We start from the raw sequence: 22,197 nt of genomic DNA on the forward strand, positions 1-22,197 counted from the left end.
TATGATAAATCAAATCAGTCAAAGAACTGCTGTTTTCTTGTGTAATTTAACTGATCGGAATAAAGAAGTGGAATATGTTCGGTATGGACTGGAGATTATTATTGGTGCCATACTCAAAGGCTTCACTCTGCTAGGTTTAGCCTACATCCTTGGGTTTATCATTCCAATGCTTGGAGTTTTTATCACGTTTGCTGTCTTTCGTTCTTTAACCGGTGGGCACCATTATTCCACCTATTCCCGTTGTCTATTTTCTGGAGTTATCATTTTTCTCTCTATATCTTTTGCATCTACAAAATTAGTAAACATCATATCGTCAGAAAAATATGTAGTTCTCTTATTACTTTCTGTTCTATTTGGACTGTTATTGGCTTACTTTTATGCACCTTCTAACCACTTTTATAAAAAAATGAGCGAGCGGCAACTAGAAAAATTGCGCAAATTGTCATTATTTTTCATTTTTCTATGGGGAGGTATAATATACTTCTTACATACGAAATTCGGCCTTCAGGAATGGATACTAGCATCTATCTTAGGGTTTATTGCACAGTTAAGTAGTATTCATCCAATAACATATAAGTTTGTTGAAAGAATGGAAGAGTTTATTAACAGGATGGAGGGAATAAAATGAAAAAACTAATCAAGGCATCTGTTGGTGCTTTAATTACAATTGTAGTACTTGTAGCAAAGGCAGATGTGAGTTCTGCATCTAGTATAATATACTACCAGCCAAAACTCCCTGAAAATAAATTGTAAGATTTAGAATTATTAGTGGATTATCCTAATTAGACTAAAATAAGAGAGTGTGAACATCATGTCTTGGTACAGCTTTATCTTATTATCCGTTCCTGAAGCATTTATTTTAGCATTATTTCTTTTTATTCTTTTTAGGATAAACGTTAGAGATAACACACAGCATCTCATTTTATTTGCAGTTATCTATGGTGGATTTACTTTTTTGCTAAGTGTTTATTTTGATACTTCCTATAAGCCTTTTTTAACGTTTACCATGTTTATATTATTAATGTTACTCCTTTTTCGCTTTAAACCGGTACAAAGCTTATTACTTGGCTTATCAGCTTTCGTAACGCTAGGTCTTATGGAGCTATTTCTAACATTAATACTTATCCATGTCTTTCCAATCAATTTAAATTATGCTGAAATATTAAGTGATCCATGGACTCGCATTTTATTTAGCTATATAACTGCATTGATTCCTTTGCTATTACTCACAATGCTTTTGCATAAACTCCGGTTAAAAATTGATCTCTTTGCATTAATTTCAAAGTAATGAATAAGAGATATATAAGGTCTTACACCTGATGATGAGCAACGCAGCTTTCAATACTTCGGTGTAAGACTTTTTTTTTGTATTTTAGTTGGTGTTCTAAGAAAGCACGAGAACCATTCTAACTGCTGATTAACGGTTTTTGACGTAAGCTGATATTACATCTTTTACTCTTTCTGCATCTTCTGTTTTGATGATGTAATGATCTCCGTCTATCGTGATGGATACATCATTAATTCCTTGAACCTTTAGACTCCTTTTAAATCATCGTTCTGCCCTATGATTAATTTTTTCCCCACTGCTTCCTATTCAAACTTTGGTAGCCAATCTCCGTGGGCTTCGATTAGGTCGTCGCATAGGGAGATGATGTCGTCAATGGATAGCTCTGAAGCTGTATGTGGATCGAGCATGGCTGCTTGGTAAATATGCTCTCGTTTTTTCGTCATTGCTGCTTCAATTGTGAGTAATTGAGTATTAATGTTCGTTCTATTAAGCGCTGCTAACTGTTCTGGCAGTTCGCCCACATACGTTGGGGTCACACCATTCGAATCCACAAGACACGGTACTTCCACACAAGCCTTTTCAGGTAAGTTACTAATTAATCCTCCCGAGTTCAGAACATTTCCACCTATCTTGAACGGCTTATTTGTTTCCATTGCTTCCATAATGAAAGAACCATATTCATTGGAACGTGTATGTGTTAAATTTTTATTGTTCACTAAATCATTTCGCATGTTGTTCCAACCTTCTATCTGATTCACACAACGACGGGGATATTCATCCAACGGAATATTAAAACGGTCAATTAGATCTGGGTATTTGCTCTTGATAAAATAAGGATGATACTCTGCATTATGTTCGGAGGATTCTGTCACATAATACCCAAAACGCTCCATCAACTCGAAACGAACCATATCAAGATGCTTCGTCTTCTGTTTTTCCCGCGCTCTTCGTTTAATTTCCGCATACAAATCTTCTCCATTACGACTGATTTCCAGTAACCATGCAAGATGATTAATTCCGGCTATCTTCCACACCACATTATCTGTTGGCATTTCTAATCCCTTCAGCAAGTGGTCCGCGCAGATTTGAACACTGTGACACAAACCAACTGTCTTGATATTCGTATAACGGAGCATCGTTCCCGTTAACGCAGCCATGGGATTTGTGTAATTCAAAAACCAAGCATCCGGACATACTTCTTCCATGTCTTTTGCAAAATCCATCATCACAGGAATCGTTCGCAAGCTGCGGAAAATCCCCCCAATGCCAATCGTATCAGCTATCGTTTGTCGTAAACCATATTTTTTCGGAATCTCAAAATCAATAATCGTACTAGGATCATATCCCCCGACTTGAATCGCATTGATCACATACTTAGCACCGCGTAGTGCTTCCTTCCGATCGGTGTAAGCAACTACCTTGCATGTTGATCCTAAGCTTTCTTTTAAGTTTTCCAACATCATCTCAGAATCTTTTAATCTTTCTTGATCGATATCAAATAATGCAAACTCAAAACCTTGCAGTGCTGGCACTGTCATACAATCTCCAAGTACATTTTTCGCAAAAACGGTACTTCCAGCTCCTAGAAACGTAATTTTTGACATGAATGAATCCCTCCATTAATAGGTAAAAAAAAATGAATTTTTATTTCCATTAACATCGTCTACAAAATACCTGTTATAATCATCTTAAGAAAAATTAAACGGTTTCACAATGGTAAAAAAAGAGGGGGATGGGTAAAATTTTGCTGTCTGATTCACAACATTATCGTTCCTTTGGTTTTCGCTTCAAAGGAAGTCAGCAGGAGCGCGTTGCAGGTATTTATTCGATAGGCTTGGAAAAACAAGAGAGTACTTCGTATGATTGGGATGGATTAACAAGGAATGAGTTTGGAAAAATAGTTTTTCAGTACACTCTCCGTGGCACAGGGGAAATTACATTGGGTGATCAAACTCACCCCCTTCAATCAGGGGATGCCTTCTTCGTTAAGCTTCCTAGTGCTCACCGCTATTATTTACCCCAACATAGTCAGGGATGGGAATTTGTATACATTACTTTGTTTGGTGAGGAAGCCCATCATATCTATGAATCGATTACGAAAGAAGTAGGAAGCATTATAAAGGTCGACCCAAACTCCACGCCAATCAAACTACTTTTTTCCATTTATGAAAAAGCAAGTGGAAATGAACTACAAGATGCTTTTGCTACTTCCAATCTTGCTTACTCTTTCTTGATGGAGCTGAACCGCTTCATTTTTCATCTAGAAAAAAAGGAGCAGGGATATCCAAAATCCGTTGTCAATGCGGTCACCTTCATGAACAATAACTATGAAAAGCCAATATCTCTTGATGATATCGTTGCGGCTTCCGGGATTTCGAAATACCATTTCACGAGAACATTTCAAGAAGCAACGAATTCTACACCAATGCAGTATGTCACGAAACTGAGATTGAACAAAGCTGTGAATTTATTAAAAAAGGAGGAGCTTTCGGTGGAGGAAGTTGCGGTGAGAGTAGGTTATTCCAACGGCAATTACTTCACGAAGGTGTTTCGCACCCACTTAGGAATCTCTCCTGGAAAATATAGAAGCAGCAAGTCGTTTGTTCCGGTGGATCATTTGATATTGTAAGCTCTGAAGCGGCCTGAATTTGATACCTGTCTTCCAACTGCGAAGCATTGCCATGCTTGGAATGGTAGGGGTAGCCTATATTAAAAAGTTGCCAATCCCCACGGAATTGGCAACTTTTTTTCTATATGGAAGCAACGAGAACCGTCCCCGATGCTTCCTATTACCCTTTAATAGACCCCATCATCCCTGCGACAAAGTGCTTCTGCATGATAAAGAAGATCAGGGCGGTCGGTAAGGTTGCGATAACAATGGCTGTCATAATTACTCCGAAATCAGGGGAATAACTGGATCCTAAGTTTGAGATCAATAAAGGTATCGTCATTTTGTCTGGAGACTGTAATACAACCAACGGCCACAAATAGTTATTCCAACTTGCCATGAACGTAATGATTGCGGCCGCTGCATAGGTAGTTTTCATGGTAGGGAGATAGATTCGGAAGAACAATCCTAATTCCGATAATCCATCCATCCTTCCTGCCTCAAGCAATTCCCGCGGAAACATTTTGGTACTTTGCCGGAAAAAGAAAATTAGGAAGGCCGTTGTCAGTGTTGGTATAACCACGGCAGTTAAAGTGTTAATACCAATCATAGGAAACACTTGGGAGAATCCTGCAAACATACGAAACAAAGGAACCATTAAGGCCGCAAAGGGAATCATCATAGACAACAGTAAAATAGTAAAGACCACATCGGTCGTTTTGCTTCGATAAATTTCAAACCCATACCCCGCTAAGGAAGCTATTAGTAATGAAAGAACCGTCGTAGAAATGGATATTTTTGCTGAATTCATAAGTGACGGAACTAGATTCACCGTATCTATTAGATTGCGAAAGTTCTCGAAGAAATGTGTTCCAGGTAATAACCTCCCCTTTGTAACGTCCACCGAACGGTTAGTAGCACTGACGACCATCCACAAAAAGGGAAAGATAGAAACGAGAGCAGCTCCCGATAAAAAAACATAGATGAATACTCTTCTTAATTTAGCCATTTTTATCACCTGCCACTTTAAACTGAATAATAGAGAAGAAGACAATCATTACCACAATGGCGTACGATACCGTTGCCGCATAACCAAAGTCTGGTGTGTATTTAAAGGAAATATTGTAAATGTATTGAGAAATGGATAGTGTGGCATTTCCTGGCCCACCACCAGTTATATTCATTACCTCATCAAATAATTGAAGAGTACCAATAGTAGAAACAATGGAAGTAAACAAGATAATTGGCTTTAGCATCGGTATGGTTATTTTAAAGAACTGTTGGAAGGCACTAGCCCCATCAATTCTTGCAGCCTCATAGATAGAGTTATCAATGTTTTGTAAAGCCGATAGATAAAAAATCATATTATAACCGGTCCAACGCCAGGTAATCGCAATAATAATCGTTATCTTTGCCCAGAATGGATCAGTGATCCACTGAATTGGTTGAGCTATTACAGCCATTTTCACGAGCATCATATTAATTAATCCATCCGAACCAAATAAGTATTTAAATATGACGGAATAGGCAACCAATGAAGTTACACATGGTAAAAAGATAGCTGTTCTGTAAAAGCCTTTAAACTTTAATCTTTTGTCATTCAATAAAACGGAAATAATTAGAGCTAGAATAATCATTACTGGTACTTGTACAAGTAGATAAATCACCGTATTTCTCACCGCAGCATGGAAAGTTGGGTCACCGAATAATCTGCGATAATTATCTAAGCCAACATATTGTAAATTTGTTCCTGAACCAGATTGAAAGGATAACAATAGTGCTTGAACCATTGGATAGAAATAAAATAAACCAATGAGAAATACAGATAACCCAATAAAAGCCCAACCTACTAACGTATTCTTCGTTCGCAATGTTCCCCTTGATCTTTTTGGTGGTACTGGGAGACTTGCCTTATTTCCTTTAGTATTCTGATTTATCTTAACGGGTGCTGGTATCAAATGAAGTCACTCCTTACCTTTCAATAAAAGAAAAGAGCTTCGGAACAACTCGCCTGGTGCAACCATGTCTCCGCTAGTTACGGGAGTAGGCGAAGCCGGCTTGTTACCGAGGCTCAGTCTCTTATTTTTTAATAGAATGGATGGAAATATAAGCTAATTTGTTTATTACTTAATTTGTGCTTCTGCTTGACGGTGTGCATCAGCTAAAGCTTCGTTAACGTCTTTTCCATTTAGATAGTTCTGCATTTCCACCACTAAAATGTCCTCAATAGCGTACGTGTGTAATCCAAAATTCACTTGTGGAATAGCTTCCGACCAATTAGAGAAATCAGCAAGAATTGTTTGACCGCCAAAGAAATCATCTTCTACTTGGTAAGCATCTCCTTTTGCTGCGGGAAGGTACGTACCCATAGCACCAATCTCTGTTACGAATTTCTGATACAATTCAATATTAGAACCGAATGTTTTTGCTAGAAAATCCGTTGCTTGCTCTTTACCATCAATATCAAGGACATACCAAGAGCTACCACCAAGGTTAGAGGCATTAACGGAATTGGCCATTCCTGCCATTTTAGGTTGTGGTACTACTGCCCAATTTCCTGATTGAGAATCTTCTGCTTTTACAGACGGAGTGATCCAGTTACCAGTAACAACGGTGGCAACGTCTCCATTATTAAACCCAGATACGAACTGACTCCAATCGGAAATAGGCTTCACTAAGTCTGCTTCAATCAACTCTTTGTAAGTAGCAAATGCTTCTGCCAACGCTTCATTTCCATCGATGTCAGGTGTTGATCCATCTTCTTTCACATACCAAGATCCGCTTGATTGTATCATCATACGAATAATCCCAAGATCGTTCGGATCTAATGTAATCATGTGCTTTCCAGTTGCTTCCTTTACTGCTTTACCAATTTCAATGTACTGGTTCCAATCAATATTTGTTACATCTTCCACTGTATAGCCAGCTGCAGCTAAATAATCTGTTCGCACGTACATTCCCGTAACACCGGTGTCAAAAGGAAGTCCGTAGTTTTCCCCATCAAGACTTGTAGGGGATAATTTGTAAGGTGCAAAATCATCAGTATCAAATGATCCTGTTATTTTGTGAAAAGCATCTGGGTATGCTTGTAGGAAACTTTGTGCACGGTAATCCTCAATAAGCACAATGTTTGGTAATCCTGTATTCGTTCCAGAACTTAAGCTAGTGTTTAATCTTTGGATAATATCATCCTGTGCGTTTTCAACGATTTCAATTTCCAAATCTCCGTCTACGGAAACATAAACATCTTTCGCCAAGTTCAAGGCCCTAATGTTAAAATTTGGGTCCCATGCCCATACCGTAATCTTATCAACTTCGCCTCCAGAAGATGCATCATCGGAACCCGATGAACAGGCTGCTAACACTATGAAACTTACTAATAACAAAACGATAATTACTTTTTTCATCTTTTCTTACCCCCTATGTTTTAGCAATTTCATTTTTGTAAGCGTTTACTCTTACACTTTTCATGTTAGCATCTGCCTCCATATTACTGTTAGGACGATATTTTCTTAGATTTGTTATATTTTTATATTTTGAATTTTCTTTCTCTATAAGATTGGGATTATTTTTAGATTGTATAAAAATCTTTAGTTAACATCCGTAGGTAGGGTGATTCTTACCTTTGTCCCCTTACCTATTTCGCTCGTAATGGTCACTCCGTATGGCTCACCATAAATCATTTGAATACGATCATGAACATTTTTTACACCAATCCCACTGAAAAGGTGCTGATTTCGCTTTGTACTCGGTAAGTTATTTTCCTTTCCAACTTCCATCCCATCACCGTCATCCACCACTTCACAAATGAATGTATCACCTTCCTGCCAAACAAGAACATTTATCTGCCCCTCGCCCTTTTGGTTAAAGCCATGGAAAAAGGCATTCTCCATAAATGGTTGTAGGACTAGCTTAGGAATATGATAATGAACACAACTTGGGTCTATGAAGTAATTTACCTTGATTCGGTCTCCATACCGCTTCTGATTTATGAAAACATAGCTTTTTAGATTATCGATTTCTTGCTCAATCGTTACCGTTTCACTTACATTTCCAATGGTATTTTGCAACAAAGATATAAGGGCATTAATGGTATGCGATGCATCTTCCTTATCCCCTTGGAGCACCATGAATTTAATAGATGTTAGGGTATTGTATAGGAAATGTGGATTGATCTGCTGCTGCAATGCCGCAAGCTCGGCCTTTCGTTTTTGTTTTTGTATAAGGACAAGCTGATCTACATACTCGTGAAGTTCATCCAACATAGCGTTAAAGGCATTACCTATCTGTCTCGTTTCATACATCCCTGAAACTGAAACGTATTGGTGAAACTCTTGTTTCGGTGCATTTTCCATATGTTTAACTAGATTCGTCAAAGAATTGGTCATTTTTTTAGATATGAAAAAGATAATAATCAATACAACGAAAACAATCGCCATACTAATAAGAACAATGGCCTTTTTATCTACAAAATTTCCGATAGCTGTCCTTTTATCAATCAAATTCAATAAGTACATATCATATGTAGGAAGGTATTCTGACAAGATGATATAGTCCGCTCCCCTGAAAGTGGTATCTTTATAGTTCTCCGCCCCATTTGTCAATGAGAATGCATGATCAAGGAGATCTTCTGCTTCCTGCCCAATGAGTTCTGTACGATTACTGGAGACTATTACACCTGAATCATTTAGAACGAGGACATCATTGCCAGGACTGGTGAAATTGGAGTAAAATTGGCGGAAATCACGTTCATTAATAGCAAAAAACATAGCGCCATATACGTTCCTAGACATTCTTTCGTAAAAGGCTCGTGAGGCTACTATGTAGTTATTCTCTAGCATATTGGACTCATCAATACGGTGATAATAGTGATACTTTAGCCAATAAGGTTCATTGAGGGTTTGGATAGCAATTGGATGGTTTTCTAATTCCTCATCAGTGATAGGCCAATGGGTACGGTGGTCCGTTGCATACCTAATACCATTTGTACCCATTACCATCATTCCCAAGTCATAGGCACCAAAGTTCAATTTTACCCGTTCCATTTGGATATTTAGATCATAGTAAATATTCATTAATTGAATATTCGTATATTCTTCTAAAAGAATTTGCTTCATCGCTCCGTTTTGCAACAGATTGTGGGAAGCAATGACGACAGAGTAGTTCAAGGATTCAAAGCTCTCCTTTATTTGGTTCACCACTTTTGCATTGGTAATACTAAAGGTTTCAATGAAGAATTCTTCCGACATCCGCATGGTTGTCCAGGTGATAATAACCGTTACGCTGATAATACTAACGACAGTTATAACAAACATGATAAGAAACATACTACTTGCTTTTAACCGTTCCACTATTTTTTTCATAAAAACACATCTCATCTCTTATTCAATTGTTGTGTCCTTCGATATTGACTGGGGGACATTCCCTTTACTTTCTTAAAAACTTTACAGAAGTAACTGTGATCGGAATAGCCAACCTTACTTCCTACCTCTGAAATGGCAGCTGATTTTTTTACTAACAGCCTAGATGCTTCTTCAATTCGAATCCTATTCAAGTATTCTATAAAACTCTCTTTATTATGTGTTGCAAAATAGTTTGATAAATAAGAAGGATTGAAATGAAAGTGCTTCGCGACCTCTGTCAGGGTGATTGGCTCTGCATAATGGTCCGTAATATATTGCATGAGCTTCTTCATATTTGGATTCCTGGCTTGATTTTTCCCAGTGGCAAGTAGTTGTTTCACTTCAAGCAAAAAATGATCCCACTGTTGAAGAACTTCCTTAGCCGTCCTGGCCTCATCTATGGATTTAAAATAGGTGTACTTCGCCTTGTCCAACTGCTGGATATCGTAATCCATATTGCTGAGAAGGATAGTTATGTTAAAAATAATATTATTGAAAAAGGACTTAAATTCGTACACATCCTTCGTGTAGCAAAAGGAAAAGGAGGATATATGCTCCTCTAAATAGGTAAATGACGAATCAAACTGCTCCCTTTTAAATTCACTTATAAAACTGTCCAAGTCAAAACCCTTGCAGGTTGGTAATGGTTTGGGTAGCTTATCAAAGGTGAGAAGTGCCTCTTCTGAAAAATAAAAGGTGTACTTCAGTAATTTCATCAGATCCACTTTGTAAGCGTTTACTAAATTGTCTATTCCTTTAAAACCCGTAATAACGATAGTGACTTCTGACAGAGATTCTGCTAGTTTCCTAGCTGCCTCCATGAGAATATTATCTTCCTCCTTATCTAAATTAATTAGGATTACAAGCATATCTTTCTGCGGTCTAAAGATGGAAACTAGTTTATTATTTAAGTGTTGCAGTAACACCTTTTCTATTTGCTGTTGTTTAATCGTCATGTCAATAGATGCCTGGTTATTATAATGCATTCCCATTAAATAAAAGTAATCATGCGAGAATGCTTGGTTAAGTATATCAAGCATTTGTATATTCTGTTCACCAGTAATTAGTTTGGTAATGCAATCTTCTATCGTTAATTCGGGATCTTCTCCTTGCTTCACCAATTGAAAATGAGGTATTCTAGTAACCGCTTTTTTAAGAGCATCTAGTAGAATTTCCCCATCTAGTTTAGGCTTTAAAATATAATCAACCACGCCGTGTTGAAAGGTAGAACGGACGTAGTCAAATTCTCCGAAACTGCTAAGTATGATTACTTGAATCTGAGGAAACTCCTTTCTCACGACCCTCGTCAACTCTTCCCCATCCATAACAGGCATGACAATATCTGTTATGATAATATGTGGGGCCTTGGTACGGATGAGTTCCATTGCTTCCTGTCCGTTGGAAGCCTCCCCGACAATTTCAAAGCCTTCTTGCTCCCACTCTATATAATGTTTAATCCCCTGTCTAATCAACAACTCATCGTCAACAATAATAACTCTACATAATTCTCCGTGACTCAACTTACTCCACTCCCTCATTGGCGACGAATTTAATCTATAATTTTTATTATAAACCTTTCGAGGGGCATGTTGAATGAAATTCTTTTTTTAGCACATTTTAAAAAGGTGTTTGATCCCCGCTGCGTTAAAGCTATATTACACTAGGGGTTAGGCACTTGCTAGCATGGTACATAAGAAATGCGCAAGGCGCCCTTTCATGACCTATATGCAAATGTTCTGGACGATAAAAAGTACTTTTGGCTTTTAATCGGGCAGGTTAATTCCTGATATAACTAGTAGTATCTATATTTATTCTGAATGTTCAGTCTACTTACTGCGTAATTTGAACTAACCAATAATGACCTTATCTCAACTCTTCCTTTAGATTACTAGAATTCTTTTCTTAGCCAAGATCACCTCCATATTTAAAAGACTATAAATCTAATCCGCTAAAGAAGACAAAAGAAATATCCGCTTCGAATGGAAGCGCTTTCTATTTTATTCGCAATTATTGTAACACCACATAAATAAAGGTGTTATAACATTATTTTGATTAACTTGTAATAATTAAATGATGTAATGGGAGGTAGGTGTGGAGGAGTTTGTATTATTTAAATAAATTTGTAATTTTTTTAGATGAAATCTCAACTTTCCCACTCCTAGTACATTAAATCAACCGATATTGCTTCTTGGATGGATAACATTTAAGTTAGTAGACTTGAAAAGAAAGAAAACAAAGTACCTGAACGATTTGTCCGAATTCAGGTACTTTGCATCATTTCTTTATATACTTCTCCATCATGACATTGGATATTACTTTTTGGAAAAATATAGTGGGGTTACGGAGCATGCAGACATTTTACATGTCCGTTCCTTCCACTATTAAATACCTGATGGGATCTCAAATGCTATCAACACTACCTACAATGACTTTCTATCATCACTGTAAGACAGCTACTTATTGAATAAAATGATGCCTCCTCACGAGGAACAGGCACCATTTTTATTCGCAGTATTTGTCGAAAAGGAAGCAGCGAGAACCGTCCCCAGTGCTTTCTTCAAATCCTTTCCAACTTCTTTCCTATATCTTCGAGAGTCTTTTGAGTAACATAACTTGATATCAATTTATTAGCTCTAATTTCACGAAGTGGAATATCTAACAACTCGCCCTTATATAGCTCTTGTGTTGCATAGTGATACTGAAGATCTTCTTGAATAATTTTTCTCGTTTTTCCATTAATCAATAACTCTCTCAACGTACTATCTATACTATATTTCTTTACGTAAGTACGAGGAAGTGGATAAATGATTTCATAGTCACCAGCAGTTAACTGTGTTATTACATTTTCACCATGTTGCCTCGCATCAACATAACTAGCACTTTCACCATTAATTTTGATATCATCAACACTAGCATTTGGTAGGATGAGATCTGCCTTCGTATCAAATGGCACACTGAATGTAAAGACTATTTCTTGATCCTTCCTTATCTTCCACCCTGACTTAATCGTTCCTGATGCAGATTCAAAGCTTGCTTCTACAAACTCTATGCGGCCATCCGGTTTAGGCTCTAACGTAAATTGACGATATCCTGGATAATCCTCATTTGGACGAATTCCACACATATGTTGGTACATCCAGTCAACAATCGATCCGTATGCATAATGATTTAATGAGTTCATGCCAGTACCGCTAATACTACCATCCTCTAATACAGAGTTCCATCTCTCCCAAATCGTTGTTGCTCCTAAGTGAATGGAATAAATCCAGCTTGGATAATCCTCATTTAGCAACAGACTATAAGCATACTCATTTCCAGCGTAATTGGATAATGCGTGACAAAAATATGGTGTACCAACAAAACCAGTTTTCAAATACATATTATTATCAATCAACTTTCGTTTTAAATCATCAATCACACGAGGTTTGTAATCTTCATATATCAAATCCATATACAGAGCTAGTATTAATCCAGTTTGTGTATTTATTGCCAACCTCCCATTAGTGGTGATGTATTCTTTATTCATAGCGTCTTTAATTTCAGTAGCTAATTGAGCATACTTTTTCCCGTCGGATTCTTTCCCAAGAATGTACGCGGCTTTTGATACAATATTAGTAGAATAGTAGTAACAAGCAGAAGCAATATAGAATTGGTCTGTTCCTCCTAATCTACCCGCGGGATCTTCTCCATCAAGTGCAAGCCAATCTCCTAAATGAATACCTTTCTTTAACAAGCGTTTACCACCTGTTTCTTCATCAAGTGATTTCATATATTCTACCCAATCTTTCATCGTATCAAATTGAGATTGTAACAATTGCTTGTTACCATAATGTAGATAAACCATCCAGGGAATAATTGTAGCTGCATCAGCCCAAGCTGTGGATCCATGTCCCATTACAAACCCATGTACACCTTTTGGTTTGATAGCCGGAACAATAAACGGAACAGACCCCTGTAAATACTGCTGCTCTTTTCGAAGGTCAAACATATATTTTTTAAAAAATGCTGGTGAATACATATTAAAGCAAGCAGTAGAAGCAAAGATTTGTGCATCTCCTGTCCACCCCATTCGCTCATCTCGCTGAGGACAATCGGTTGGAACATCCAAGAAATTACCTTTCTGACCCCACATAACATTTTCAAATAATTTATTTACTAAAGGATTAGATGTTTTAATGAAACCTGTTTTTTCCATTTCACTATATACAACACAGCCCGTAAAATCTTTTATATCAGGACATTCACCGAATCCCTCTAATCTCACATAACGAAAACCGTAGAAAGTGAATTTTGGCTGAACTTCCCGCTTTTCCCCATTTGAGATATACGTATATTGCGCCTTTGCGGAGCGGAGATTCTTGTTATAAAAGTTACCCTCTTGAAGAATTTCCCCGTACTCTAACTTTTGCTTTACGCCTTTCTTTGCTCTTGAAGCAAATTTTACCCATCCAGTCATATTTTGACCAAAATCTAACACTGTTTCACCTGCAGGAGTTTGGATCACTTTTAGAGGTTTGATTTCCTCCATAATTTTTACAGGTAAACTATATCTTCCTTGTAGCTTAGGGAAGGAGTCTTTATTGAAATACACTTCTGTTGTTGGTTCTTCTTCCAACTCTGGACTACTCCATAGACTTTCTTCCTTATTAGCGTCATACACTTCACCATCATATATCCCGCTAAAAGTAATAGGTGCTTGCATACATTTCCAAGTATCGTCCGTCACTACTACTTCCGATGTTCCATCTTTATATCTTAGATGCATTTCCGCAATGAAGGAAAAGGAATCACCGTATATATTCTCATATCCTCCACCAAAACCAAATCTTCCTTTATACCATCCATTTCCTAGCATAATTCCTAATGCATTTTTTCCTTGTTTCAAATCTTTCGTAATGTCGTAAGTTTGATATTGTAACCAAAAATCATACGAATGAAAACCAGGGGCTAGATATTCTGAACCTACTTTTTTACCATTTAATTCAAGATCGTATAAACCAAGTCCAGTTATATACATTCTTGCATTCACTACCTCTTTCTTGATTTCGAATGGGCGACGAATGATAGGGTGAATATCTGAAGGTAAATTGGGACTAATCCACTTTGCCTGCCACTCTTCAGCTATTTTACCAGTTTCAAACCAAGCAGCTTCGCTCACTCCGACTTCCTCATTCTCTCCCCATACCGTAACACGCCAATAATATCTGGTACGTGGGTGTAAAATTAGATCAGGCTGATAACAAAGTCGGTTCATTTCTTTCTTTTTTCCACTATCAAATAGTACATCCTCAAATCCAGAAGACAGTGAGATTTCTACTCTAGCTTCCGACTGGAAACTTGCTGATGATTCCGCTCTATCAATTACCCAAGATAAACTTACATTATCTAATTCAAATCCTAATGGATTCGTAACATTATTTGTTCTCATATTATATATCCTCATACGACATCCTCCTCTATATAAAAGAAGCAAGGATGTTCCTTGCTTCTTTTGCATAATCATTGAAAAAAGTAACTTAAGAATTTCATAAATACTTGTTACTATTATTCTAAGTATCTTTTACTATTAAAATGTAATTAAGTCATCCACTTCCACCGCTTGACCAGTTTGTAAGGAGATATTCCCTGCAATTCCTGTTAATATGGACATTGCTCCGTCAACATGGGAGGCCGCTCTATGAAACTCATCTTCTGTTGGAGTACCAAAGATATCCTGAAGTAATATTGGATCGCCTCCTCCATGACCACCTATCCCTTGGACTATTTCTACTTCATAAGGTTTTCCAAACATAGGTAGGACTTGAATAGACTTTTCTTTTAAAGCACCTTCCTTTGACTTTTCACCGCCAGCATTAATGTACGACCGTTCTCGAACTTTCACTTCAATTCTTCCTTTACTACCATTAAATGAAACGATAAATCCTTCCCATGGCAAGTAAGCATTTAACGAATAGGTTAAAATTGCTTTATTTTTATAAGTAACCATTACACCAAGTGTATCTTCAATACTTATCCCATCACCGAAAACACTTTGGTCTCGTTGATAACCATCTTCTTTCTCTGCATCAAGATACATCGCTTTTAAGTGATCATTCTCCTCTAATTGGATTGCAAATGGATCTCCACTTGCATTTTCACTTCCATGTGCTCGCTGATAAAACTTTGTTACTCCTCTCGATTCTGCATTCTCTTTACCGTAAAAACGCAGTCCTCCGTTTGCATATACTTTTTGGGGCTCTGATCCAAGCCAAAAGTTTACCAAATCAAAGTGGTGAGTAGATTTATGAACGAGTAAACCACCGCTATTACGTTTATCACGATGCCATCTTCTAAAATAATCTGCACCGTGTCGTGTATTTAATGCCCATTCAAAATTTACGGAAAATACATCACCAATTACTCCGTCTTTAATAAGCTCTCGAATTTTTGTGTTATGTGGAGCGTAACGATAATTGAACGTCACACGAACCTCTTTTCCAGTCCGGTTTACCGCATCAATTATTTCCTGACATTTCTCCGCATCTACTGTCATAGGTTTTTCCGTAATAACATTACACCCTAGTTCCAAAGCTTTAATAATATACGTATGGTGAGTTCTATCTACCGTTGTAACAATAGCAAAATCAGGCTTTTCTTTCTTTATCATCTCTTCGAATTGATCACTCATATAGGTGTTGATTGCAGGATGCTCATATTTTTCCATCAGTAATCTATTTGCATAATTCATTCGAGTTTCATTTATATCACAGAACGCCACTAATTCTCCTGTTTCTTTAAAATCCCTTGCTAATGCCCCATAGAAAAACTCTGCTCTACCACCGGTTCCTATTAATACATATCTCTTTTTCATTGAAAATTCTCCTCTCGAAATATTGTTTCCCCTGAAAATACGTATACAGACTAATATGGAATATTAACTTTGTTGGTTTGTATTCCATTCGCTTCAGCCAACTCCCTTTCCTATGGGGAGTTGAGTAGGCTTACGCTCATTGCATATATAGAAGATGTTTCTAACATCTTATAACGTATTTTCATTCTCTATAGTGCAAATTCTCATCTGCATGGAGGTCTACTCTATAAAAATTACTCTATCTCGTCCATCATTGGCAGCTTTTCAAATGATGGAACGTCTACTAAATAGACATTTGCATAGCCATCCATATCGCTTGTAAATAGTACTTTTTTTCCATCAGGACTAAACCTTGGATGCACATGCACTTTTTGAGTATGGAAACTTCCTCTATGCTTACAGAGAATTCGAGGTCCTTCTAGGTCATCATTTACTTTTTTCCAAAGATAAATGCAGTCACTATTTGTATTACCGTAAGCGCTTGCTTGTTGTCCATCTCCAACGATCATACTAGAATCATTTGAATGAATATGCATATTTTGATAGGGGAAGTCATATTCCTCAAGATTTGTATTATCATATTTTATCGACCCCAGAAACTTCCCATCTTTCCTGGCTACTGATTCAGTAAATCCATGAAATCCAATATGAATTCCATCATCATGCCAATATTCATGTCCTGCAAATTGGTTTGGATATCCGTCTCTTAGTTTCCATACCTGATTTTTACTTATATCCATTACCCACATTCGATGATCAACTCGACTCCAAGGCCCTTCATGACAAAAAGAAAGCAAATGAGGTTGAGTAGGAGACGTGTTAATATGGCCAATCCAACGATTTTCTTCATGAATCACGTTCATCGTGTTTGTTTGTAGATGTAACATACAAATTTGTGTATGTGGCCTCGCTGCTTCCACTTCCTTAAACCCAACATACCCATTCGATAAATTACTATGAATTCTATGTGATAAATCTTCCCTTAGTCCAAAACAAAGGTTTTCTCCGTCAGCCGTGCAACTTAAACTACTATAGATGTATCCATTTGGTAGCGTAAAAATTTCTTCTTCCTCTAATGTATCAAGGTTCAATGCGATAATTTTGTCATTGAAAGTGAAATAGGCTTCCTTTTTTGTGGGGTTAATATACGTACCCTGAATTCGAGCATCGTCATTAATAGTGAAATTTGTTAATTGCGTAAGTTTTCCAGTTTTCAATTCTAAGCTATATAAGTTAGAGCAATTCCCTCTATCAGAAACTAATAATAATTTACTGTTTTGTTCGTACCACCCGTTATTTGTAAAATACGTGTGAAAATTATGTGCAAGATAATTCGTTAATTTAGTAATCTTTACACCACTTATAGAATCAGTAAAAACAGACATTTCACTATCGTATACATATCCTTTTCCCATTTTTTTGTCCCACCTTATATATCAAATTTAACTATGAAGTTACATTACGTAGTTGATATCATTACTTTTTGATTTGGATACATTTCAACATCATAATAACTTCCACCTAATGAAGAGTTTGAAATTTCCACTCCATCGCCTATTAGATCATAACCAGTAAAAACGCTTGGTAGTTGTAACGTAGTCTTAGTTTTTCTATCTGCAACAAGTGATGCTTGAAAGAAGTTCGTATCCACATCCCAAGAAAAAGAGATTTTTCCCGTACAAAATCGAAAATCTCGAACACTACCTTTTTTCCACTTATCAGGCAGAGCTGGTAAGACTTTCAACATATCTTTGGAAACAAAGAGAAGCATCTCTTGAACCGCATTGACCCACCCCATATTCGCATCCATTTGGATAGGAGCAGTTTCAATTTCCATACTTAACCCCATATTTCTCCAATCGTTATGAAGTGTATAAAAGTTATTTAATAAACAAGAACGGGATAAATATTCTAAACTTTGTAGTGCTTTATTTCCCTCATGTAACCTAGCATAAATACACGCCATATGCATGAAAGACCAACCTGTTTGAGCACCAATGACACGGTTTTCTACTGCTTTTTTGAAAGCACCGAATAAATGCGTTCCCGTTTTTTGCATACATTCGTTACCTGGAAATAAGGGGTAAATATGAGAAAGATGACGATGATCATTTCTTTCTTCAAATGCTGGATGCAACCATTCCTCTATCGCCCCATCTTTCGTTACTGTATACTCTGGTAAACGGGAAATCATTTCTTCCCATACACGAATTTCATCTAAATAGACTGATCCTTCTCTACATCCCTCTACCAAGTTAGTTAACAACTCTTTTACAATAGCGATATCCATTGTTGCATTAATAGTTGTAGGCATAGGATGTGCAATAGGATTTCCATCCTTTGGCATGAAATTTTGTGGAGTATTTTCTGGAGAAACAGATGGTAGATAATCATATTGATTATCATCACCTAGAACTAAGAAGTCTTGATAGAAAAGCGCAACCTCTCTCATATATGGAAGTAGTTGATTCGTTAAGAAATCTTTATCACCTGTATATAAGTAGTAATCATAAAAGTGTTGTGCAAGCCAACCAGCGGCACCTGTCCAATTCATAATAACGGGAACAATTTGATTAGGAATTCCAATATTCGGTGTAGTTCCTGCAGGTATATAAATTCCACGGCATCCATATAGCTTTTTGGCACTATCACGGAAATCGTTTATCATTTCCTTATAATAATAAAACAACGTTGTTATTGAATCTGTGAGTCCGCCCACGTTTGCATGCCAGTACATCATTTGGATATTTTCATTTGCCATTCGATGACACCACATCAAATTGTAATCTCCACCCCATAATCCATACATTCCAAATGGCTGCCCTTCCTCTCTAGTTCCAGAGATGAAGAGATATCTACCATATGACCACATTTTCTCTACAAGTGTTGTAGAGACTTCTCCCTCATATGCATCTAGTAACAGTTGTTCATTGGAGTGCTCGTTATCATTGCCATCTAAAAATAAAGAAGCTGAATGGAAGAGTTCCTGATGTAAAAGCACATGTTTACCTAACAGACCTTTATATATAGGGTCTAACGACAATAGTTCCGATCTTAACTTTGGCCATTCCTTTTTATAGTCCGATTTCACAAAGACTTTGATAAGAGCAACAACTTTACTCGTATTTTTACAACAAATAGAATCATACTCAGGGAGACATTCCCCACCGGTTGGAACGATCCGGATAACAGCACCGTAATCCGTGTTGTCATCATTTGTTGCAGAATAGTAGAGGAAGTTGTCCTCTGTTTTTATTTGCACTGTCTTTTCTAATTGTTTTATTTTGTTCTCCATTTTATGACTATCACTCTTATGCAGTTTGAACTGAAAGTCTGCGGAAAACAGTAGTTCAGTAGAATTTATTTCGTAAACAATGACATCATCTGCACGTGATACAAATAAGCTTCTCATAAAAATGTTATTTTCTTCTTTCCAGCTTACATGAATCTCCCCTGTTTCCATGTCAAGAACTCTACGATAATGATGAAAACCGGACTTATTGTGCATTCTCACTTTCAAATCAACGAGAGGTAAAATAGAGGATAGTTGTGTACTATATCCTTTTTCTTTTAAAGACTTCGTCAAATTCCAATTTGCTTCCTGATATTTTTCCTCTTCTATCAATCTACGGGTTTCACGAAGTGTGTGGCTAACTTCTGGTAGCTCATCCTTTTTCCCTCCATGCCACAGTTCCTCGTGATTAATTAACACCGTTTCAAGGTTCACTCCGCCATAGACAGCAGCACCGATTTTTCCATTTCCTGAAGGTAGTGCCTCTCTCCACATGTTTCGCCACCATGAAGCTGGATACTTCAACACTAGTTTATTTCTATTATTATCAGTACATGGCATTGATACAAACCTCCATTAATTCGATTGTCCAGACTGCAACTTTACAAATTTGATATGCGACCTCATCAAACCCTTCCGAATGATCGTATGTTTTGGTAAGGGATTGAAAAATATCAACACTAAATTAACGAAAACTTAGATGTAAGGTTCAATTCCTTCCCACTTTACTGTCCAACTTCCATTACTAGGGAATCCTGGGCAGTCATTGGTTGAAGATCCTTCCCATCCACATATCATCATTGCTACAGCAGTTAACAAACCACCATTTCCTGGTAAGTAAGCAGTTAAGCCAGGTCTTTGATAATTATGACCATTTGCAAGATACGTATTTTTCGTTGCATCCATTAATAAAAAGTTGATAGCCATCTCTCTTTCTCCTAATCGTGCTGCGGTCATGGCACACATCGGGAAATCCCATCCCCAAGCAGATTCCCAATCCCATACCTTTTCTACTTTTTTCAATGTGCTTCTCATAACCTCTAAATCTACTAATGTTCCTGGGAGTATTCCTAATGCCCCAACCATAGATGGGTGATCATGATTTTTTTCAGTGAATGTATCTAGGCAATTTTCATGGGCTAGATAAACACCTTCCGATTGTGGAAGAGGAGCCATTGCATTTGCAATCTTTTCCCATATTGGATTATTAGAAACACGTAAACGCTGCGCCCATTTCATCGCTATTTCCAATCCATACTTCCAATACTCCACTTCATAAGGAGGATTTAAACTATCTTTCATACGATGACATTCCTGAGCAGGAATGAGAGGTGGTCCTAATACATAAGCATTCTTTTCCTCATCCCAATGAGCAAACGAAGCCATGAAATCAGCGGATTCAAAAACGATTGACTTATATTTTTCTAGTATTTCTTTCGACGGCTTAGACCGATAAAGTAATTCGGCTAATGCAATCGGATGTGGTTGTTGCCATATTAATCCTGGTGCAACAGGGGAAGGAGTTTGAATTCCATCATATCCAACCATTTTCGGCCAACGAGCACCAACATAGCCTTGAGAACGTGCTAACTCTCTTGCATTGGGTAAAATAGATTGATACCAATCCATACTTTTGGATAAAAGACTTGGTCGACTCCAAAGTGGAAAATGTGCAGCATGCCACCAGTGCATTTCTAAATGTAACTTACCAAACCAACTATTATACATAAGACCTGTCTCTTGAGGTGGCAATGACCCTCCACTATGAATAGCACATAAATATTGCGAAAGGACAACTCTTCTTTCCAATTCGTTCGCTCTATTATCCGTACTTTCTGAAAAATCAACTAAGCCCCCGTCTAACCAAAACCTTTCCCAATGATCCTCACTTAACTTACGTATCTCTCTCATAGTGGTATCTGCTGGATTTTCAGTTGCAAATGAAAATGTACATTCTATTTCATCTGTCTCCCCATTGGAATATAAAGTAAACTCATGCGTATTCGTAGCCTTAAGTGTTCCTGAACTCCAATTCCACTTTACATCATAGTTGTCATTATCCATCTGTCTTTTTAAAATGGCAGTATTCGTATTTTCAAGGTGTAAATCCGTACTATGTCTATCTTCATTTTCATAGTTTAGCTGGACTGACTTGGCCCAGTTCGTATGAGTAATATCTGGATTAGGAAATATAGTAAATACTTCAAGCCGCTTTTCCTTAATCAATGGAGACGATACCTTTACTCCAATTGCATCATATATAGGATGGCAAACTGTTTCTACGTTAACAGGAACTTCCTCTACCATAAACTTACTATGTATCGTACCTGTCCATAGATTCAATTTTTGCTCTATATTAGTAATTTGAGTACAATTTACTTCCGCTCCCTCTTGAGTATAAAAACGGAATGAAATTCTCCCGAGCTGAAGTCGATGAGGATTCTGCCTTAACCAATGATATGCTTCCGGCTTATCCTCTGGTTTCATTGGATATTTAACGTTACGTCCATACGTTTCAAAACTTTGAAATGTAATATCATCATTTGTATATAACTCGGGTCCATTCGTATAATGCCAGCCCCAATTAGACTGTGTTCCAAGTGGAGTTTCATATTCTTCGGGAAAGGTTTGTAAACCAGTAAAATCAACACTAAATCCAAACTCCCCGTTCCCAAGGGATAATGGAGATAACGAGTCTACTTTTGTTATAAGTGGATTATGTCTCTCCACAACCATCTTCTTATCCATTGTTCCACC

General features: G+C 37.3%; 15 protein-coding genes. 4 read left to right on the plus strand and 11 right to left on the minus strand.

Going from position 1 to position 22,197, the window contains the following annotated elements:
• Position 1 precedes the first annotated feature (1 nt).
• Genes ACERII_RS10135 through ACERII_RS10145 form a run of 3 tightly spaced genes read left to right on the plus strand, consistent with a single transcriptional unit; the run spans position 2 to position 1,288 of the window.
• Positions 2–628, plus strand: a complete 627-nt coding sequence (locus ACERII_RS10135; protein WP_373642051.1) for an accessory gene regulator B family protein — start codon at positions 2–4, stop codon at positions 626–628.
• Entirely contained in the window at positions 625–753 is a 129-nt protein-coding gene (locus ACERII_RS10140) for a cyclic lactone autoinducer peptide (RefSeq protein ID WP_373642053.1), read from the plus strand. Before ACERII_RS10135 ends, ACERII_RS10140 begins: the two co-directional genes overlap by 4 nt.
• A gap of 58 nt (positions 754–811) precedes the next feature.
• Complete coding sequence (locus ACERII_RS10145) at positions 812–1,288, plus strand: hypothetical protein (RefSeq protein ID WP_373642054.1); 477 nt, start codon at positions 812–814, stop codon at positions 1,286–1,288.
• 302 nt (positions 1,289–1,590) lie between these two features.
• Here ACERII_RS10145 and melA read toward each other — a convergent pair whose 3' ends face one another.
• Positions 1,591–2,892 (minus strand): alpha-glucosidase/alpha-galactosidase, encoded by a 1,302-nt coding sequence (melA, locus tag ACERII_RS10150; protein WP_373642055.1) that lies wholly within the window; start codon positions 2,890–2,892, stop codon positions 1,591–1,593.
• Positions 2,893–3,020: 128 nt separating this feature from the next.
• Between melA and ACERII_RS10155 the strand changes: the two genes are divergently transcribed.
• Positions 3,021–3,917 carry a helix-turn-helix domain-containing protein gene (locus ACERII_RS10155; RefSeq protein ID WP_373642057.1) on the plus strand — a complete coding sequence of 299 codons (897 nt, stop codon included), beginning with the start codon at positions 3,021–3,023 and terminating at the stop codon, positions 3,915–3,917.
• Positions 3,918–4,077: 160 nt separating this feature from the next.
• Here the strand turns inward: ACERII_RS10155 and ACERII_RS10160 are convergent, their stop codons facing one another.
• The 10 genes from ACERII_RS10160 to ACERII_RS10205 all read right to left on the minus strand — a co-directional run bounded on the left by ACERII_RS10160 (position 4,078) and on the right by ACERII_RS10205 (position 22,188).
• Positions 4,078–4,905, minus strand: a complete 828-nt coding sequence (locus ACERII_RS10160; protein WP_373642058.1) for a carbohydrate ABC transporter permease — start codon at positions 4,903–4,905, stop codon at positions 4,078–4,080.
• A complete protein-coding gene (locus tag ACERII_RS10165; protein WP_373642257.1) occupies positions 4,898–5,767 on the minus strand; it encodes a carbohydrate ABC transporter permease in 870 nt (289 codons plus the stop codon). Before ACERII_RS10165 ends, ACERII_RS10160 begins: the two co-directional genes overlap by 8 nt.
• A 252-nt stretch (positions 5,768–6,019) precedes the next feature.
• Positions 6,020–7,303, minus strand: a complete 1,284-nt coding sequence (locus ACERII_RS10170) for an ABC transporter substrate-binding protein (protein WP_373642060.1) — start codon at positions 7,301–7,303, stop codon at positions 6,020–6,022.
• A 183-nt stretch (positions 7,304–7,486) separates the two neighbouring features.
• Entirely contained in the window at positions 7,487–9,259 is a 1,773-nt protein-coding gene (locus tag ACERII_RS10175) for a sensor histidine kinase (RefSeq protein WP_373642062.1), read from the minus strand.
• An 11-nt stretch (positions 9,260–9,270) separates the two neighbouring features.
• The gene (locus ACERII_RS10180) at positions 9,271–10,818 is read right to left on the minus strand and encodes a response regulator transcription factor (protein WP_373642063.1); all 1,548 of its coding nucleotides are present in this window, start codon (positions 10,816–10,818) and stop codon (positions 9,271–9,273) included.
• 1,037 nt (positions 10,819–11,855) lie between these two features.
• On the minus strand, positions 11,856–14,741 hold the full coding sequence (locus ACERII_RS10185; RefSeq protein ID WP_373642064.1) for an alpha-L-rhamnosidase: 2,886 nt from the start codon (positions 14,739–14,741) through the stop codon (positions 11,856–11,858).
• Positions 14,742–14,864: 123 nt separating this feature from the next.
• A complete protein-coding gene (locus ACERII_RS10190; protein WP_373642066.1) occupies positions 14,865–16,148 on the minus strand; it encodes a Gfo/Idh/MocA family oxidoreductase in 1,284 nt (427 codons plus the stop codon).
• Positions 16,149–16,381: 233 nt separating this feature from the next.
• The gene (locus ACERII_RS10195; RefSeq protein ID WP_373642068.1) at positions 16,382–17,563 is read right to left on the minus strand and encodes an oligogalacturonate lyase family protein; all 1,182 of its coding nucleotides are present in this window, start codon (positions 17,561–17,563) and stop codon (positions 16,382–16,384) included.
• Positions 17,564–17,607: 44 nt separating this feature from the next.
• On the minus strand, positions 17,608–20,001 hold the full coding sequence (locus ACERII_RS10200) for a glycosyl hydrolase family 95 catalytic domain-containing protein (protein WP_373642069.1): 2,394 nt from the start codon (positions 19,999–20,001) through the stop codon (positions 17,608–17,610).
• Positions 20,002–20,136: 135 nt separating this feature from the next.
• Entirely contained in the window at positions 20,137–22,188 is a 2,052-nt protein-coding gene (locus tag ACERII_RS10205) for a glycoside hydrolase family 65 (RefSeq protein ID WP_373642071.1), read from the minus strand.
• Positions 22,189–22,197 lie beyond the last annotated feature (9 nt).

This window comes from Evansella sp. AB-rgal1, from assembly GCF_041820985.1.
GTDB lineage: Bacteria > Bacillota > Bacilli > Bacillales > Salisediminibacteriaceae > Evansella.

Bases quoted from the DNA above. Each gene is read 5' to 3' on its own strand.
- ACERII_RS10190 (WP_373642066.1), bottom strand. From the start codon at position 16,148: ATGAAAAAGAGATATGTATTAATAGGAACCGGTGGTAGAGCAGAGTTT.
- ACERII_RS10155 (WP_373642057.1), top strand. From the start codon at position 3,021: ATGGGTAAAATTTTGCTGTCTGATTCACAACATTATCGTTCCTTTGGT.
- ACERII_RS10145 (WP_373642054.1), top strand. From the start codon at position 812: ATGTCTTGGTACAGCTTTATCTTATTATCCGTTCCTGAAGCATTTATT.
- ACERII_RS10140 (WP_373642053.1), top strand. From the start codon at position 625: ATGAAAAAACTAATCAAGGCATCTGTTGGTGCTTTAATTACAATTGTA.
- ACERII_RS10205 (WP_373642071.1), bottom strand. From the start codon at position 22,188: ATGGATAAGAAGATGGTTGTGGAGAGACATAATCCACTTATAACAAAA.
- ACERII_RS10170 (WP_373642060.1), bottom strand. From the start codon at position 7,303: ATGAAAAAAGTAATTATCGTTTTGTTATTAGTAAGTTTCATAGTGTTA.
- ACERII_RS10200 (WP_373642069.1), bottom strand. From the start codon at position 20,001: ATGCCATGTACTGATAATAATAGAAATAAACTAGTGTTGAAGTATCCA.
- ACERII_RS10195 (WP_373642068.1), bottom strand. From the start codon at position 17,563: ATGGGAAAAGGATATGTATACGATAGTGAAATGTCTGTTTTTACTGAT.
- ACERII_RS10160 (WP_373642058.1), bottom strand. From the start codon at position 4,905: ATGGCTAAATTAAGAAGAGTATTCATCTATGTTTTTTTATCGGGAGCT.
- ACERII_RS10185 (WP_373642064.1), bottom strand. From the start codon at position 14,741: ATGAGGATATATAATATGAGAACAAATAATGTTACGAATCCATTAGGA.
- ACERII_RS10135 (WP_373642051.1), top strand. From the start codon at position 2: ATGATAAATCAAATCAGTCAAAGAACTGCTGTTTTCTTGTGTAATTTA.
- ACERII_RS10175 (WP_373642062.1), bottom strand. From the start codon at position 9,259: ATGAAAAAAATAGTGGAACGGTTAAAAGCAAGTAGTATGTTTCTTATC.
- melA (WP_373642055.1), bottom strand. From the start codon at position 2,892: ATGTCAAAAATTACGTTTCTAGGAGCTGGAAGTACCGTTTTTGCGAAA.